Source organism: Thalassomonas sp. RHCl1 (assembly GCF_947387555.1).
Classification (GTDB): domain Bacteria; phylum Pseudomonadota; class Gammaproteobacteria; order Enterobacterales; family Alteromonadaceae; genus Thalassomonas.
In genome coordinates, this window is the sequence record NZ_CANDNZ010000001.1 from 194,533 (window position 1) to 210,983 (window position 16,451).

General features: G+C 47.7%; 14 protein-coding genes. 5 read left to right on the forward strand and 9 right to left on the reverse strand.

Going from position 1 to position 16,451, the window contains the following annotated elements; translation table 11 throughout:
* Positions 1–17 precede the first annotated feature (17 nt).
* The 3 genes from QL234_RS00830 to QL234_RS00840 all read right to left on the reverse strand — a co-directional run bounded on the left by QL234_RS00830 (position 18) and on the right by QL234_RS00840 (position 6,747).
* Entirely contained in the window at positions 18–2,465 is a 2,448-nt protein-coding gene (locus QL234_RS00830) for a TonB-dependent receptor (RefSeq protein WP_281555976.1), read from the reverse strand.
* 243 nt (positions 2,466–2,708) lie between these two features.
* Entirely contained in the window at positions 2,709–4,004 is a 1,296-nt protein-coding gene (locus QL234_RS00835; protein WP_281555977.1) for a sugar MFS transporter, read from the reverse strand.
* A gap of 133 nt (positions 4,005–4,137) precedes the next feature.
* Positions 4,138–6,747 carry a glycoside hydrolase family 3 N-terminal domain-containing protein gene (locus QL234_RS00840; RefSeq protein ID WP_281555978.1) on the reverse strand — a complete coding sequence of 870 codons (2,610 nt, stop codon included), beginning with the start codon at positions 6,745–6,747 and terminating at the stop codon, positions 4,138–4,140.
* Positions 6,748–7,261: 514 nt separating this feature from the next.
* On the opposite strand from QL234_RS00840, the gene QL234_RS00845 reads away from it, so the two are divergent.
* The 3 genes from QL234_RS00845 to QL234_RS00855 all read left to right on the forward strand — a co-directional run bounded on the left by QL234_RS00845 (position 7,262) and on the right by QL234_RS00855 (position 9,740).
* On the forward strand, positions 7,262–7,873 hold the full coding sequence (locus QL234_RS00845; protein WP_281555979.1) for a hypothetical protein: 612 nt from the start codon (positions 7,262–7,264) through the stop codon (positions 7,871–7,873).
* A 95-nt stretch (positions 7,874–7,968) separates the two neighbouring features.
* Entirely contained in the window at positions 7,969–9,027 is a 1,059-nt protein-coding gene (locus QL234_RS00850) for a histidine kinase (protein ID WP_281555980.1), read from the forward strand.
* Positions 9,024–9,740, forward strand: coding sequence for a LytTR family DNA-binding domain-containing protein (locus tag QL234_RS00855; protein ID WP_281555981.1), 717 nt, complete (start codon positions 9,024–9,026; stop codon positions 9,738–9,740). The genes QL234_RS00850 and QL234_RS00855 overlap by 4 nt, the downstream gene beginning before the upstream one ends.
* On the opposite strand, the gene QL234_RS00860 is transcribed toward QL234_RS00855, so the two are convergent.
* Together QL234_RS00860 and QL234_RS00865 are read right to left on the reverse strand one after the other, a co-directional pair.
* A complete protein-coding gene (locus tag QL234_RS00860) occupies positions 9,733–10,959 on the reverse strand; it encodes a helix-turn-helix domain-containing protein (protein ID WP_281555982.1) in 1,227 nt (408 codons plus the stop codon). The genes QL234_RS00855 and QL234_RS00860 overlap by 8 nt on opposite strands.
* A gap of 218 nt (positions 10,960–11,177) precedes the next feature.
* The gene (locus QL234_RS00865) at positions 11,178–11,807 is read right to left on the reverse strand and encodes an OmpA family protein (protein ID WP_281555983.1); all 630 of its coding nucleotides are present in this window, start codon (positions 11,805–11,807) and stop codon (positions 11,178–11,180) included.
* Positions 11,808–12,067: 260 nt separating this feature from the next.
* Here QL234_RS00865 and QL234_RS00870 point away from each other — a divergent pair, with 260 nt between their 5' ends.
* Complete coding sequence (locus tag QL234_RS00870; protein ID WP_281555984.1) at positions 12,068–12,307, forward strand: hypothetical protein; 240 nt, start codon at positions 12,068–12,070, stop codon at positions 12,305–12,307.
* A 97-nt stretch (positions 12,308–12,404) separates the two neighbouring features.
* Here the strand turns inward: QL234_RS00870 and QL234_RS00875 are convergent, their stop codons facing one another.
* On the reverse strand, positions 12,405–13,097 hold the full coding sequence (locus tag QL234_RS00875) for a hypothetical protein (protein WP_281555985.1): 693 nt from the start codon (positions 13,095–13,097) through the stop codon (positions 12,405–12,407).
* A gap of 280 nt (positions 13,098–13,377) precedes the next feature.
* On the opposite strand from QL234_RS00875, the gene QL234_RS00880 reads away from it, so the two are divergent.
* Positions 13,378–14,079 carry a hypothetical protein gene (locus QL234_RS00880; protein ID WP_281555986.1) on the forward strand — a complete coding sequence of 234 codons (702 nt, stop codon included), beginning with the start codon at positions 13,378–13,380 and terminating at the stop codon, positions 14,077–14,079.
* 170 nt (positions 14,080–14,249) lie between these two features.
* On the opposite strand, the gene QL234_RS00885 is transcribed toward QL234_RS00880, so the two are convergent.
* From QL234_RS00885 to QL234_RS00895, 3 genes are all read right to left on the reverse strand, one after another.
* Complete coding sequence (locus tag QL234_RS00885; protein ID WP_281555987.1) at positions 14,250–14,462, reverse strand: hypothetical protein; 213 nt, start codon at positions 14,460–14,462, stop codon at positions 14,250–14,252.
* 320 nt (positions 14,463–14,782) lie between these two features.
* Complete coding sequence (locus QL234_RS00890) at positions 14,783–15,625, reverse strand: hypothetical protein (protein ID WP_281555988.1); 843 nt, start codon at positions 15,623–15,625, stop codon at positions 14,783–14,785.
* 191 nt (positions 15,626–15,816) lie between these two features.
* Entirely contained in the window at positions 15,817–16,308 is a 492-nt protein-coding gene (locus QL234_RS00895) for a nuclear transport factor 2 family protein (RefSeq protein ID WP_281555989.1), read from the reverse strand.
* Positions 16,309–16,451: the final 143 nt, after the last annotated feature.

Genomic DNA, 16,451 nt, shown 5'->3' on the forward strand with positions numbered 1-16,451 from the left:
GACAGCCTGCCAGAGGCTTAGAAAGAAGTGTTAAAGCGGATACCGAAGGTTCTTGGCGGCGCATAGCGGCCGGGGTTGCCGGCGGCAGTGCCGTTATCGAAGGACACGCTGGAGCGGGTCATCTTATCGGTGACATTATTGATATAAAGATCCAGTGACCAGTCGCCTTCGGCCGGGTAGAACTTCATGCCTAAGTTGGCCTTGGTATGGGCTTTTTGTCCGGCGGCATCGTTGCCATAGTAGGTACCGGTTTGCTCGACATCGTTGATCATATTGTTGATGGCGCTGGATACCTGGTTCTGGTCGGTAAAGTAGACATCATCGACATAACGGACATTTAACCTCGGGATATAGTCGCCGTGATCTGTGCTAAAGGCCCAGCTCAGGTTGGCGCTGAACTGCAGCTCGGGTGACTGGGGCAGGGTATTGCCGCTTAAGTCGTATAATCCCGCCTCTGGTCCTTCGGTGATAAGCGCGTTGCCCGGGTTATCGCCGCCGTTGTCGGAGACATAATCGGTATAGCTGGCATCCAAATAGGAGCCGGAAAAGTCCAGGCGCCCCGCTTCACCGAATAACCAGGTGACTTCCGCTTCAATACCCTTGATTTCGGCGGCGGCGACATTGGAGTTCACTATCTGGTTTTTGTCTTCGTCAAAACCTGAGCGGATCAGATCTTCATAGTCGATGAAAAACGCCGCCAGGTTGACCCGGACATCGCCGTATTTTGTGCTGATATCGGATTTGGAGCCGATTTCATAGCTGGTGCTGTTTTCCGGTTTGGTGGACTGACCGCCATCCTGGATCACCCCGGCGCGGTAGCCGGTGCCGACACTGGCATAGACTAAATGATCTTTCATTTGATAATCGGCGCGCAGCAAATAGGTGGTTTTGCTGGACTCATCTTCAATATCGTTGCGCAAGGTGGCGGCACACTGGTTGCGGGTACGCTCCAATCCGGTGTAGTCGTCTAAACCGTCGGCGCCTTCCATGCCTGTGGTATTGTTGAGAAAGTCTTCAAACACCGAAAGCTGGCTACCGCCTAAGGTCGGACGGATAAACTCATTGTTGCAATCCTGAATATTGCGGCCGCCGCGGTCATATTTTAAATCGTCGGTGTAGCGCACCCCACCGGTCAGGGTAAGCTCGTCGGTCAGGCGGTAACCCAGCTGCAGGAAAGCCGCTTTAGATTCTGCGCCGCGGGCGGGCTGGATAAAGGTATTGCCCCCCTGCAACCAGGAACCCTGGCCGTCAAAGTCGAAGCGGATATTGGTTTCTTCCTCAAAATAATATAACCCTGTGGTCCAGCTCAGCGGCCCGCCGTCGGTATTTTGAATTTTAATTTCATGGCTGCTGGCGTCCGAGTACTGGTATTCGGTGCGTCCTTCCTGGAAGCGGGAGGTCACCCCGGCATCCTGATCTACCACCTGATGGCGGTCCAGTTGGCTGAAGCCGGCGATATATTCGATATTGATGCCGTCGGTGATGTCATAGCTCAAAGTTGAACGCCAGACATCTGAGGTTAAATCCAGGGAAACCGGCGAGTCGATAAAGGCGTCGAAGTTATCCTGCTCCACCAGTACCGGGTTTAACAAGATGCCGTGGTTGCCCTGATCGGAAAAGGTCTCAAAGGAGGCGGTCCAGGTCAGATCATCGCTGATATTCCATAAACCGGTCAGGCGGGCGGAGCGGACATCGGTATTGTTAAGCTTGGTATTGGTATCCGCCACCCGGCCGATATCAAAGCCGCTGTAGTTGTGCTCGCTGCCCCTTGGATCTGTGTCTATGGCATTGACCCAGCCGTCATCCCTTTCGATATAACCTGCCAAACGAAATGAAAGGTTACCGCTGACAGGGATGGTGACGCCGCCGGACATTTGCTGGCGGTTGTAATTGCCATAGGTCATCTGAAAATCCCCTTCGAAATCTTCGCCGGGTTTTTTGGTATCGAGCAGCAGGGCGCCGCCGGTATTGTTGCGGCCGAACAGGGTGCCCTGGGGGCCACGCAAGACCTGGATACCTTCAAGATCATACATGAGTGCCAGCGCTCCCTGGGCACGGGCGGCATAGACGCCGTCGACATAAACGCCAACCCCCTGGTCGCCGGTTTCTGTCGGGTTATTGGTGCCGACGCCGCGGATATAGACTTTAATATCCGACTGATCTTCCTGGCCGGAAACCACCAGGCTGGGCACGAAACCTGTCAGGTCGGTGACATCGACAATACTATGCTCGGTTAAGGTTTCCTGGCTCATGGCGGTAACCGCTATCGGCGTGGTTTGCAAATTGCCCACCCGGCGTTCGGCGGTGACTTCAATTACTTCTATTTCACGGGTTTGGTCTGTCTCCGCTTCGGCGGCGTGGACAAGTGCCGGCGTTGCGCAAACACCTGTGATTAAGGCGCAGCGGATGGCTTTAGATAAAAAACTGATGTTATTTAAAGCCCGGCTTATTGAATGCTTACTCATACTACTCTCCCCAGTTAGGTCATTCTTATTGTGCTTACCCGCAATAAAGCCCTATGCCTTTTTCACTGGACATGTGATAAGCATATTGCATTGCGGGCGTTAAACCCAATCCCTGGCTGTTTACGGTGTATTCCAGCCTTAGAGAACACCGCTCAAACTCGTTGGTTTTGAACTTAGTTGTGAACTTCAATGTTCATCTTTTTACTGTTATGGTTTTACAGGTCATCTATTGCCTGTTCCGGCTCAGCTGCTTTTGGCTTTTGAGCCGAACAGGCCGTAGTAGCCGATATAGAGGTAACAAAGCAGCGGCAGGATAAAGGACAGCTGGATGCCGATGTTATCCGCCAGTATGCCTTGCAGCAGCGGCACTATAGCCCCGCCGACAATTGCCAGGCATAAGATGCCCGAGCCCTGGCTGGTGTGGTGTTTTAACCCCCTTAATGCCAGGCTGAAGATGGTGGGGAACATGACGGAGTTAAATAATCCCACCAGTAAAATGGCGTACATGGCGATATGGCCGGACAGGCTCATGGCGATAACCACCATGGCAGTTGCCAGCAGGGCGTTCACCGCCAGCAGCTTACCGGCAGGGACTTTTTGCATGATGATGGCGCCGATAAAACGTCCGACCATAGCGCCGCCCCAGTAATAGGCGATGAGGGCCGCCGCTTCGGCTTCAGCCATGCCGGCGATATTGTCTTCACCGAGGAAGTTGATCAAAAAGCTGCCGATGGAGACTTCCGCACCGACATAAACAAAGATGGCGATAGCTCCCAGCATCAAATGGCGGTGAGACCAGATGCCCGGCACGTTTTTCTGCTGTGTTGTTTGTTGCTGGTGGCTGGCGATCACCGGCAAGTTCAAGCGGGAAAAAATAAAAGCCAGCAGCATCAGGCTAAAAGCCAGCATCAGGTAAGGGCCTTGCACAGCTTGGGCTTCCTGTGCCTTAAACTGGGCTTCGCTAAGTTGTTCCAGCCCTGTGGTCGCAGCCGTTAAGATCAGTACCGCGCCGAACAACGGGGCAACTGTGGTACCCAGGGAGTTAAACGCCTGGGTCATGGTCAGCCGGCCTGAGGCGGTTTCACTGCTGCCCAGGGCAGTGACATACGGGTTGGCGGAAACCTGCAACAGGGTGATGCCCGAGGCCATAATAAACAAGGCGCCGAGAAATACCGGGTAGGCCTGTAAAGCGGCAGCCGGGTAAAACGCCAGGCAACCGACACCTGCGATAATCAAGCCGAACACTATGCCTTTTTGATAACCGATTTTACGCACCAGGCGCCCTGCCGGCAGTGAAACAATAAAATAGGCGCCGAAAAAACAAAACTGGATCAGCATCGCTTGGGTATAGGACAGGGAAAAAACGTTTTTTAAGTGGGGAATAAGGATATCGTTTAAGCTGGTTAAGAAACCCCAGATAAAAAATAAACTGGTTAATGACACCAGGGCAAAGGTATATCCCGTGTGCTGATCATCTTGCCCCTGGCTTGAGGTATTGCCGTCGAGTCTAGCCTCATCGGGTGAAAATGTGCCGGCCATAAGTGCTCCTGCTTGATGGTTGCGCCGCCTGAGCCTTGGCATCAGGCGGCATTGGTCGGCGCTTCCCTTAAGGGAAGCGCTGATTAAGGTTGCTATTAAAAAATCGTTAGTTAAGAAATGAAGACTTCAAGCATCAATTGGCGAACAGGTTGCAGTTTGCCGTTTGCCCGCCTTTGGCGATACGGACATTGGCAATACTGAATTTCACCGCCGTGCTGCTTTGAAAAATCAGCGGTTTAGTCACCTGCTCAGGCTTTAAACCTGTCTGGCTGAAACAGGACATGTCGACTGCCATTTGCTGCCATTGGGTGACCGGCAGTGCCTGTAATTGCTTGCTGATATCGACTTTGGCTGCGCAGTTTTCGCCGCAGGCCATGCCTAAAAATACCGCGGCACCCGGGGCTGAGCTGACTTTGATATCAAACACCAGCCGGCCGTTTGCCAAATCGAGTTGCGTCAAATCTATGTGCTGCTCGCCTTTCAGGTAAACAGAGGCGCTGGCATTGCCCGACCAGGTAAATTCCCGGGTATCTTCCTGTTTTTTCCAGTCGACGGAATCAAAAATCAGGTTATCCGAGCCCGGCGTGGTGGCGTAATTGCCGGTCACCAGCAGCTCAGGGTTGGCGGCATCTGCCAGGTAAAACTCCAGATTGTTTTCCGGGCGGCGGTTAAACAGGCCGTAGCTGTTTTCGCTGTCGGCACTGGCGGTTTGTAAACTGCTTTTTTCGTTAAGATCGTTGTTGACGGTTAACGTATCTTGATAGTTCAGGCCATAGCCGTAACTAAACAGCGGCTGGTAATTTGCCGTTTTACTGTTTACCCCGGAAAAGTTCAGACTGTTCTGGCCGTCAGATGCCGGCCAGGAAAACGGCAGCTTACCGACAAAGTCATAATTGATCTCGCCATTGGCCTTGCTAAAGAGTACCTCGCTTACTCCGCGCCCTTCAGATCCCGGCAACCAGGCGGCGACAAAGGCGTCTGACTGGTTCAGCTCGGCATTGACCCACAGCGGACGGCCGGAGATGAACACAGAGATCACTTTAATGCCCCGGGCTTTTAATGATTTCAACAGCGCCAGATCGGTTTTATTACCTGCCTGGTGTTCAATGGTGGTGATATCGCCGTCATATTCGGCATAGGGCTGCTCGCCAAAGACCACCACGGCGACATCGGGTTTTTGTTTGAAGCTGGCATCTGTGCTTAATTCAACATTGCCGCCGGCTTTGGTTACCTGGGCTTTTATACCGTCAAAGATAGAGCTGCCGCCGGGGAAGTCGCTGTTGCTATTGCCGGTGCCCTGCCAGGAAATGGTCCAGCCGCCGGACTGCATACCGATATTGTCGGCGCCGGAGCCTGTGACCAGGACGTTTTGTTTGGGGGGGAGCGGTAAAATGTTGTCATTGTTTTTCAGCAATACCAGGGACTCTCGTACCGCCTGGCGGGCAATATCCCTGTGAGCCTGTGAGCCGATAATATCATTGCCGTTATCGGCCAGTCGGGTGGCGGGCGATGGATTGTCGAATAAACCGGCGCGCAGTTTCACCCTTAAGATGCGGCGCACGGCGTCGTCTACCCGGGATTGCTGGATAGTGCCGTCGGCCAGCTGTTTCAAGGTATTGTGGTAAAAGGCCTTCCAGTCATCCGGCACCATAATGATATCGACCCCGGCATTGATGGCGAGGGCGCAGCTGTCGTTGCTGCATCCGGGGATCTTGCCGTGGCCGTTCCAGTCGCCGACCACTAAGCCGTCAAAACCCATGTGATCTTTTAATACCCCGGTCAGCAGGCTTTCGTTGCCGTGCATTTTACTGCCGTGCCAGCTGTTGTATGAGGCCATGACGGTTTGTACCCCGGCTTCAAGGGCTGAAAAATAGCCCTGGGCATGCAGGTCGATCAGCTCTTGCTCACTGCTGAGGTTGTTGCCCTGATCTTTACCGTTTTCTGTGCCGCCGTCGCCGAGGAAGTGTTTTACCGTACTGATGACATGTTCGCTGTCAAACTGGGTTTTGCCCTGCCCCTGTAAGCCGGAAACAATCTCTGCGGAGTAACGGCTGACGATATCCGGATATTCGGAATAACTTTCATAGGTACGGCCCCAGCGATCATCCCGGGCAACTGCCACTGTCGGCGCAAAGACCCAGTCGATACCGGTAGCGGCCACTTCGCTGGCGGTAGCGGTGGCGATCTGATGGATTAATCCCGGGTTATTCATGGCCCCCAGGCCGATATTATGGGGGAAGATAGTCGCGCCGATAACATTGTTATGGCCGTGTACGGCGTCTGTGCCCCACATGGTGGGAATGGTGGAGCCGTCCAGGCTGGCGTCGACGGAAGCCTGGTACATGTCTTCTGCCAGTTGTACCCAGTCGGATACTTTGGCGTGTTTGTCATTGCCCGGGAAAGCGCCGCCGCCGTTAAGGTAGGAGCCGAAACCATACTGGCGCATGTCGGCAACCGTCATCGAGCGGATTTCCGGCTGTACCATCTGGGCAATTTTTTGCTCGTTGGACATGGTGGCGATCAGGGTGTCGATGCGGGTTTCCAGCAGCTGACTTTTTTCAACCCGGTGAATATCTTTCGGCCATAATGCCTTGCTGGCGATGCCCTGGCTTTCAAGTGTCGAATCTGCGGCTTGTTGCTGACTGTTCTGCTGCTGGCTGCCGGGTTCTTGCTTAGCAGTTAAACAGGCGGTGACGGTTAATGTGCTCAGCGCAACCACAGTCAATTTGGTGCTGATATTCATGCTTTACTCGACTCCCTTTTTCTCTGTTAGAAATAGTTGTTGTTTTTGCACTTGCGGTTTTTCTATCAGGATTTGATCAACAGCTTTCGTTAAAAGGTTTCTGCTTTTTCAGAAAGCCGTGTATGAACCGGCAAGATAATTTGTTACTGCCAGCATTCTAGGTTTGGCGTGAACAACTTGTCGTTCCAAAAGGGGGAAATACCCTTAATCAGAACGTTCGGGTAAGGATTCGAACGTTTTTGCTTGTTTTATGTTGTTGATATTTAGCTGTTTATTTTTATTGGTAAGGTTGGGGGACTTTACCCCCTGTAAAGGGCTTTTGGCTTGGAAATCGTTTGAAAAAACCTTGCCCGCATGAATATTTTATCTCTTTCGGGTGATGTTTTTATTATTTCGTTAAGGGTTTTTAACCGTTCATCCTGTTCTCTGACCTTTCATCATGTTTCACCCTGAAATGAAAAAAACTCAATTATAGTGCCAGCCATCAAGCAGATATAATTACTTTAGGAACATTATGAAATCTATTCGTTTTACTCTACCACTTGCCGCGGCACTTTTTGCCTTAAACGTGAATGCTCAAGATGCCGCTATTGAACTTGCAAAGCCGGAAGCGGGGCAGTTTTCCCTGGGGGCCGGTGCCGTTAAATTTGATGGTTTTAGCGGCAGCGGCTACCAGTTATCCCTTAACAAAGAAATGTTTACTTTTGGTGATGATGAAGAGTATTTAAACAAGGGCAAGGCTTATCTCCAGGTAAATTATTTATCGACCCATGAAGAACATCGGGGAGGAGATGCTTTTTATAAGCAGACCGAGTTGCTGGTCGGCTTTAAAAAACCACTTAATAGCAGCCATCAGTTGTTTGTCGAGCTCGGGGATATCGAGCAGGATTTTGAGGTAAACCAGGGGGAGCAGTGGCAGCAAAGAGGCGACCTGTACCGGGTGGGGCTGCAAAGTGCGATTACCCCCAAAATCAATGTCCGGTATGCGCTTGAGCACAGAAGCCTGGATGATGAAGATACCGGCTTTAATCTGGAATTTACCGGACTTAACGATACGGTTGCCGTGTTTTACCACAAAGTGGCCGAGTTTGAATCTTACGGGGTTAATTTTAATATCCCTTTTTAATTCAGCAGCATTAATGATATAAAGCAAGCGAATTAACCCCGACCAGATGATGCCCTTGGCATTATCTGGCGCTAAGTTTGATGGATTAAAGGTCAATGAAATCCAGTTTTATATATTATCTGCTGCAACTTGTTACTTTTATACTGCTCATCGTGATGAGTGCCGGTATCATGAATCTGGTGGCACCCGATACCTTACTTGAGCGCAATAATCAGATAAAAATCGTGTTAGAGGCCTTGTTTGTCGTGGTGCTCAGTCATTTTGTTATCCGTTTGGGCTATAAAAAAATTAACTTATGGCTGGGACAAAAAAAGCATGCCTTGCTAACCCTGTTGTTATTGTCTTTTTTCGCCGCCTTGCTTAATTTCGGCGGTCAACGCATAACTTCACCTCTGTTCCCGACTTCCTTGTCGGAAGAGTCAATAAAAGTTGAACTGAAATCGGGGCAGCAAAGAGACTTTGTTGCTAAAAAAGATCAGTATTTGCTGGCTTTTGCCTCGGACTGGGTGGTGTTTATTTTCTGGAGTATCGCTTATTTGGCCTTAACCAATAGTCGCGACAAAAAGTTATTAGGGCAACAATTGCAGAATCAGCAATTGAAAAGCCTGATGAATCAGTTAAATCCCCATTTTTTGTTTAATGCCATGAATACCATACGCGGCATGATATATGAAGATCAGGACAAGGCGGCAGAGCTGTTAACCCAGTTGTCAGAATTATTCCGTTATAACCTCTCCAGCGGGGTCAAGGTTGCCGCCACCCTTAAAGACGAGCTGGAAATCTGTCAGAGTTACCTGGATATTGAGCAATTACGTTTAGGTGAACGGCTGCAAATCAAACAAGAGATAGCCACCAATACCCTGGATGCCCAACTGCCGGGCATGGGTTTGATCACCCTGGTGGAAAACGCGGTCAAACATGGTATTGCCCCTTTACCTGCAGGCGGGGTGCTGGCCATCTCTGCCAGCAAGGAGCAAGAACAAGTGGTGCTGACCATCACCAATCCTTACCAAGAAGATTATCAGGCCAGCGGCACAGGGACCGGGTTGCTCAACCTGACCCAGCGGCTGAACCTGATGTTTGGCCGCCAGGCCCAGCTGCTTAAAACTACTTCAGAAAATGTTTTCCAGGTTCAGTTAAGGTTTCCGGTATGACAATTAACGCAATAATCATTGACGATGAACGGCTGGCGCGCAGTGAACTTAAACGTTTGCTGACGCCCTATCCTCAGGTTGAGGTGATCGGTGAAGCAGAGAATATTATCTCGGGTTATGAGCTGGTAAAAAGTGCCAAGCCTGATGTGATCTTTTTAGATATAGAAATGCCCGGCGGTACCGGTTTGCAATTAGCACAGCAGCTTGACGGCGAATGCGCGATTGTTTTTTGTACCGCTTATGATGAATTTGCCGTCGATGCCTTCTCGTTAAATGCCATCGATTATTTAGTTAAACCCGTTAACCCCAAACGCCTGGTGAAAACCATGGATAAGCTGTCGCCTTCACAGGAGACACAAATCGCCTTATTGCCGGATGACTTTAAGCTCATGGTGAAGTTTAACGACACCATGAAAATTATCCGTTTAGCCGATATTTTTCGCTTCCAATCTATCGGCAACCATGCGGCGCTTTATACCCGCTTTGGTAAAGGTTATATCGAAAGTTCATTGAATAAAATTGAAGCCAGGTTATCGGAACAGGTGTATTTTCGGGTGAGCAGGGGGGAGATATTGCGTCTTGATGCTATTGAAGAGCTTGAACCCGGCATAGGTTATGGCTTAAATGCCCGCCTGGTCAACGGCGATGAAGTGGAGATCTCCCGGCGTCAGGCGAGCAAGCTCAAACAGCAAATGGCGTTTCCTGTTATTTAGTTTTATCTTTTGCCAGGAACTGTTTGCGGTACTGGCTGGGAGTGGTATTAAACTGTTTCTTGAACAGGGTATTGTAAACCGATTTACTGTTAAAGCCCGCCTCATAGAAAATATCGGTAATGCTGCGTTTACTGTCCGCTTCCTGCTCCAGGGTTTGTCTGGCTTCATTGATACGGTAGCCGTTGAGGTACTCGTAAAAATTGACCTGGAAATGCCGGTTGATGGTGCTGGATAAGTCTTTCACCGGGATGGATAATTGCTCCGCCAGCCGCTCCAGCGAGAGATTGGGATTGCGGTAAACATGCTGCTGCGTCATCGCTTTTTCTATGCTGTGTACATAGTCCATATTTACCGGCTCTTTCGGCTTAACTTCTGTTTTATTTTCTTGTGCCCGGGGTTGTGCCTGGCCGGCGGCAGTATTGCTTATGGCTGGTGCGCCAGCTTGTACACTGCCCAGGGTTATTTCCTTAAAGGTTAAGAAAATCAGCATATTGATCAGGGCGAACAAAAAGTAATAATCGGAGATACCGAGGATCTCGAATACCCGGACATTCACCGGTGAAAACAGGCCGTAAACCTTGATTAATGTCAGCAGTGCTTCCCAGGTGATGACCAGGAAAAAAGCGCCGAGCAGGTATTTTATCCAGCTTTTTTCCGGGGGCAACCGAGTCAGCTTTACCTCGTCTGATTTGGCTTTGAGGGCGGAAGATACCAGTTTAAAGGCCAACAGCAGGTAAATGACCCGGCTAAGTTTTGCTATGGTGTCGAACAACAGGTAATGCCAGCTATAGGTAAACTGATAGCTGGTGATTTGCTCGGCTTTCGCCGCCGGCTCCAGGGCATAATAAGCGCCGGAAATGTAAAACAAGAAAATGACCGCGGGCAAGAGGTGCAGCAGTTGTTTTTTCTGCACCGAGAAGTCGGCTTTTACCAGGCTGCAAATGAACAAATACAGCAGCGGGCCGTCAAGAAAATAGGCAAAGTTAACACTGAAGAAAATATTCGGCGACAAGGACAATACCCAGTGGCGGAAAGCGCTGCCCCATAAAATAAGTTCGTGCAGGGCTATCAGGCTATGGCTCAGCAAAAAAGCCGCCAGCAATAAATGCCCTAAGGGTTTGACGTTTTTACTTACCAGCAGAAAAGCGCTAAAGGCCAGACATTCAAACGCCAGCAGCAGTAACACCAGATCATGTAAGTTAAAGAGGGTTTTATCCATTAAGGCTTAATATTCCCGTCAGCAAAACATCTTGGTCGTTTTCAGCTGAATGTGAAAAACCGTGCTCGTAAATGCTGCAAAACTTGGTTGCTTAATCAAACTTGCGGGAAGAATACTATATTGGTTTGATATTATCCATAAAGGGATAAATTAGATAATAATAAAAGCCGGAAAGTGAATTACTTACCGGCTTTTGTCTTTTATTTTAAGCTTACGGCTTATGCCTTATTCGGGATGATTTGAATTTCAACCCGGCGGTTCAGGGCGCGGTTTTGCTCGGTGTCGTTGCTGGCGATGGCATGAGATTCGCCATAACCTGTGGTGTGCAATCTGTCACTGTGGATGCTTTGTTTAACCAGGTAGTATTTTACGCTTTCCGCTCTTTTTTCCGATAAGGTCTGGTTAAAGGCATCGCTGCCGGTGCTGTCGGTATGACCTTCGATGCTCAGCAGGGTTTTGTCATATTTAGTTAATACCTTGGCAATGTCGTTTAACGTGCTATGGAAACCGGCGGTAATATACGACTGCCCGGAAGCAAAGGTAATGTTTGAAGGCATGATCAAACGCAGGTTGTCGCCTTCGCGCACAACATCTATGCCTGAGCCTGCCAGCTCCTGGCGGAACTCCTGCTCCTGCTTGTCCATATAAGTGCCCACGGCGGCACCGGCAATGGCGCCAATGGCTGCGCCCCAAACGGCACGTTTGTTTTTATGGTTGCTGGTGGATTTCCCTAAAACCGCACCGGTAATGGCGCCGATAGCCGCGCCTTTTTCGGCATTGGTGGCTGCACAGCCGGAAAAAATCAAGGAAACAGCAATCACGGGGATAAGAGTTTTTTTTGCTAACATATTAAATTGCCCAAATAAAAGTGGAAAAACAAACTTGTACTACAGCTGGTTTGTATCAATGGAGCGAATGATATCAAAGTTAGCTGAACGAGAGATGAATCAAAGGTAAAAAATTATGAATTGCAGGTGAAAAAGTTTTATTTACCTGAAATTGTTGTGAAGTGCATTGCTAAGCATACCGGGAAACACTAGCTTAATATTGTCCGGGCAAAAAAGTAATCTTTTGTTCGTATGTCAATAATTAACAAGGAAAAATAATAATGAAAAGTAGTGTAATGTTAGGTATGGTTGCGGCCGGTATGATGTTAGGCGGTGCTATGACGAGTGCACCGGCGAATGCGGCAAAAGATCCGAATAGCGTTGTATATCATGTGGCGTGTTATAGTACGGCAGGATCTTTCCTATGGTATGAGTTGGCGGATTATTATGTTGAAGCCAGACAGTATGCCGTTAATTGCACCAGTCAGGGCGGCAAATACCAAATAACCACTTTGCTTTAATTTCTTACCTGAATTAAAGAGTTTTATAAACCTGAGGTGGCTGTTACCTCAGGTTCATCATTAAAGTGCAAGCGAATGAATGTTATTTACTTTCTGGTTAAAAGCTTTCAGAAATGATCACCGTTAAGAAGCCTTCTAATTGCGGGTCTTGATAATTAAACGGTTGTCTTGGTTTAAAGTAAATGCGTAATGAGTCACAACTGCCGGATGTGACCTCGCTTTGTGAAATAGCCAGAGTATCGTCAATATCAATTTCCCTGAACGTACCGCAACGGACACTGAACCAGACCACGGCATTATGGATTTGTCCAAGGACGTCAAAATTTAACAGCTGGCCGTTATCGCCGACAACCGGAACCTGGGCGCTGGCTTCATAAACGGCATTGATATCATATTGCCGCTTTAAATCTTCTAACCGGCAGTCATCATCGGTCCAGTCCCAGGAGTCTGCACAATAACCATCCGTGTTGTAATAGCCGTATCTCATCGGCTCCTCAAGCACATCCGCCAGGGCAGCGACTTCTAAGTCTTTGGCGAGATCAAAGGTAAATTTAGTCCCGACAATAATGGTGGGTAAACTGGTTTGAACCGAAAAGTTGTCATCATGAGTGTTATCAAGATTTTCGGCAGCCAATATGCTTTTACAATCTTGATACTGGGATTGATCGTCCAGATCCCGGGGACAATTTTGATAAAATGCCGTTAAATCTGAGCTCATGGCCTGGTAGCTAAACGCCGAACATAAGATCGTCAGTATGATAATGCTGGGGTATTGAATAATTGTTTTCACGTATTTTCCTTTACATGCTTGTGTTTAAATTCCCTGCAAAATTATTGCACATTAAAGTGTCTATTTGATTAAAAAAATGTAATTAAAATGTTTGTTTTTTTTGCGTTGTTTTGGGGGATTGTTTTTGCGGGAGAGGCAGAGCGGTTTGCTTTGCCGGGTACCAATAAAGGGAGATAAGGGCTATGGTTAAATATAGTGTTGTTTCAGATAGATAGAGCATAGTGTAAAGCTTGTTGGCAGGGGGATGCGGATGAGTCGGGGCAAAATCAGGTAGGATGTTATGAATAAAACATGGAATATTTCGATTGGTTTGCTTGGTGCGATACTGATATTAACTGTCACCTCTTGGCTTATCTTTTTCTCTGATGAGATAGAAACTCCTCGTCCCGGCGATGTTGACAGGGCCGAGCCGGCGCCATCAGTCTCGGTAAAGCGTATTCCAGGCGGAGTCGATCAGGCGCTAAAAGCTATGGTATCGGCCAATATTGCCTTTAATGCACCTTCAGCCCTCAACCTTAATGATGGCTCACAAGTTCATCTGATACTGAGCCTGACACGCACCATAGCTGAGCTAAAAGAAGCGATTGCGGCAGCGGGAGAAAAGCATGGCGCCAGTATTAAAGTGGCTAACCGTATGGAGGCCAAATTAAGCGGTTATCATTTTCAAATTACCCCAATCACTCCCGAGATCCAGGCGGTATCCAGAGAGTTGCCGACCGAGTGGCGCTGGGAAATTCATCCCAAGAAAACCGGTGTGCACAACCTGCATTTAACTTTGACGGCGCACCTGGAAATAGACGGGCAGGCGACCCCCAGGGCGATAACCACTTTTGATAAAAAGATTGCCGTGACAGTAACGGCAATGCAGCAACTTACCCTGTTTTTTACCAGCAACTGGCAGTGGCTGTGGGCGGCAATATTGCTGCCTTTAGTCACCTGGTACTGGCAAAAGAAGGGGCAGGGGAGAAAACAAAGTAAATGAAAATGCTGCTGGAGATATAGCGGAAAATAACGTGAAAGTGTTTTATAGCTCCTAAATTAATAATCAAGGGTTGGTATGTTTTATTTGACGTGGGGAGTCATACCAACGCCTGATTTATACGCATCCCGCAGAAGCCCGTTTTTTGGGCCGGAACGCACTACAGCAGCTTGTTATGTTTCAATAATAGATTCCAGATCTTTAGCACAACGCTCTACCATTTTATTAAATTGTCCTTCAGTAACAAATAGCCTGTGCACAGCAGGGTTAGTTTGACGACCCTTATCCAAATTTTCTTTTTGATCGTAGGCACACTTAGTCACTTTCAATGTGGCTAGGTTTATCTCAATAAAATATCGTGTGTCTTTATCCTGAATCTTACTCATTAAGCCTCCCTATACTTGAACTTTTGTTATGCAGCTCGAACTCATAAAGTAACTTAAAACATAGTGTTGTTGTTTTTAGATTTTTCTGGAACAGGCTGTCCGCCCCCAGTGCTCGACAACCATTCTATCTTTCATTCGAAAAATATGCATTTTATCCATACTTCTCGATACTAATTATGGGTAACTCTGACAGCTAACGCTTTGCTAAGGGACGGCTGCACAGCAGGCGTCCCGCGTAGGGTCGAAGGCCCGGGGTGAACTTAAGCAACTTTGTTATGTGCCCATTGACCTTTGATATTACTTGAAAATTAACGCTTAACCTATGCTGAGACTTTAACAAATTTAAGGGTCATACGATCAGATTCACCAATTTTAGCGTACTTTTCTTTGTCCTTTTCTTTTAGGGCAAAGCTTGGGGGCAATGTCCACACACCTTTTTCATAGTTTTTGGTGTCTTTCGGGTTTGAGTTCATTTCTGAACTAGCTACTAATTTAAACCCAAACGATTCAACTACCTTAATAAGGTCTGACTGCTTCCAGCGGCCGCGCTTAGAAGAGGCTTTTCGATCACCAGTAAAACTTTCATCTTCCCTGTGTTGTACAATCGCTAAAACACCATCGTTCTTCAATATCTGCCACGATTGCTTTAATCCATTTTCCAACCTCCCTTGGTTCTGCCAGTTATGCATCGTACGGGTAATAAAAACAAAATCTAACGAGTTCTCTTCTACAGGCAAACCTTTAATTGCAGGAAGCCAAGTTCCAATTGCGTTACTTCCGTATAGGTCCGGCGTGCTTTTTATCTTTTCAGGGTATGCTGAAAGTTTTTTCGCCCAATCAGGCCATTTTTCATAATAAGCAGGGTTGTGTTGCAAGCCAACATAACGCCCCTTCTCTTTAAGCAGAGGTGCAAGTATGTGGGTATACCAATTGCCTCCTGGCGCTACTTCGCCGACTGCTGAGGTTTCATTAATACCAAAAAAGCGAAGTACTTGCTCTGGGTTTCGATATTTATCCCGTTTAACTTCTTCAACTGTACGATATGGATTATTGTGAACTGCATGCCAAACAGCATCTTTATTAATTGTGTCTGCAAAAACACTTGTTATATTAAGGCTGAATAACACAAGTATTGTACTGACGATTATTCTGGATGTAGCCATTTCCTATTCCTTTATATTAAGTTTGAAATATAGATGTAAGCAGTTTGTGCATATAACGCCAAGTTAGCAGGCACAGCAACCGGGAACGTGGCGCTGTGCAATAATGAGCGAAGCGAATGCACAAAAGCGAAGTGGAGGTTATTGTGTCCTTCTTGAGTTTTTTGTTATGCAGTTCGAACTCATAAAGTAACTTAAAACATTGTATTGTTGTTTTTAGGTTTTTCTGGAACAGGCTGTCCGACCCCCCAGTGCTCGACAACCATTCCATCTTTCATTCGAAAAATATGCATAAGAGCAGCTCCACGAGAGTCCGGTGTGCGTTTTACATGAAGGTGTAACCAAACGAGATCACCTTCGGAAGCGCTGCGTTTAATAGACATTGAAAGCTCTGGGTATTCTTTATATCGACTTAAGAACAAGCGGAATAACCCTTCCCGGCCACCGCTTATATGAGGGGAATGCTCAACAAAGTTATCGGCATAACACTCATTTCTTAATATATTAATCCTTTGCGAAGGTTTAAGGTCGTTTCTATTTTCTAATATTTCCATACAGTATATGGCTTTATCTAGGTTTGACTGTTCTAAAGAGCTGTAGGATTTTTCATTTGCCCGACAAGCCAAAGAAAAGGATAAAACTATAAACCCCATAAAAATTAAATTAAGCACTTTTTGAGTATTCATTTACAACTCCTTTATAAATACATATTTTTTCAGTCAATAATGACAGGCATAACGCCCTGTTAACAGGCTAAATATAGTTGCTAGAATTAGTGACGAAGGAGCAAAAGTCAACTGTATTTGTCCTTGTTAAACAGCTTGTTACA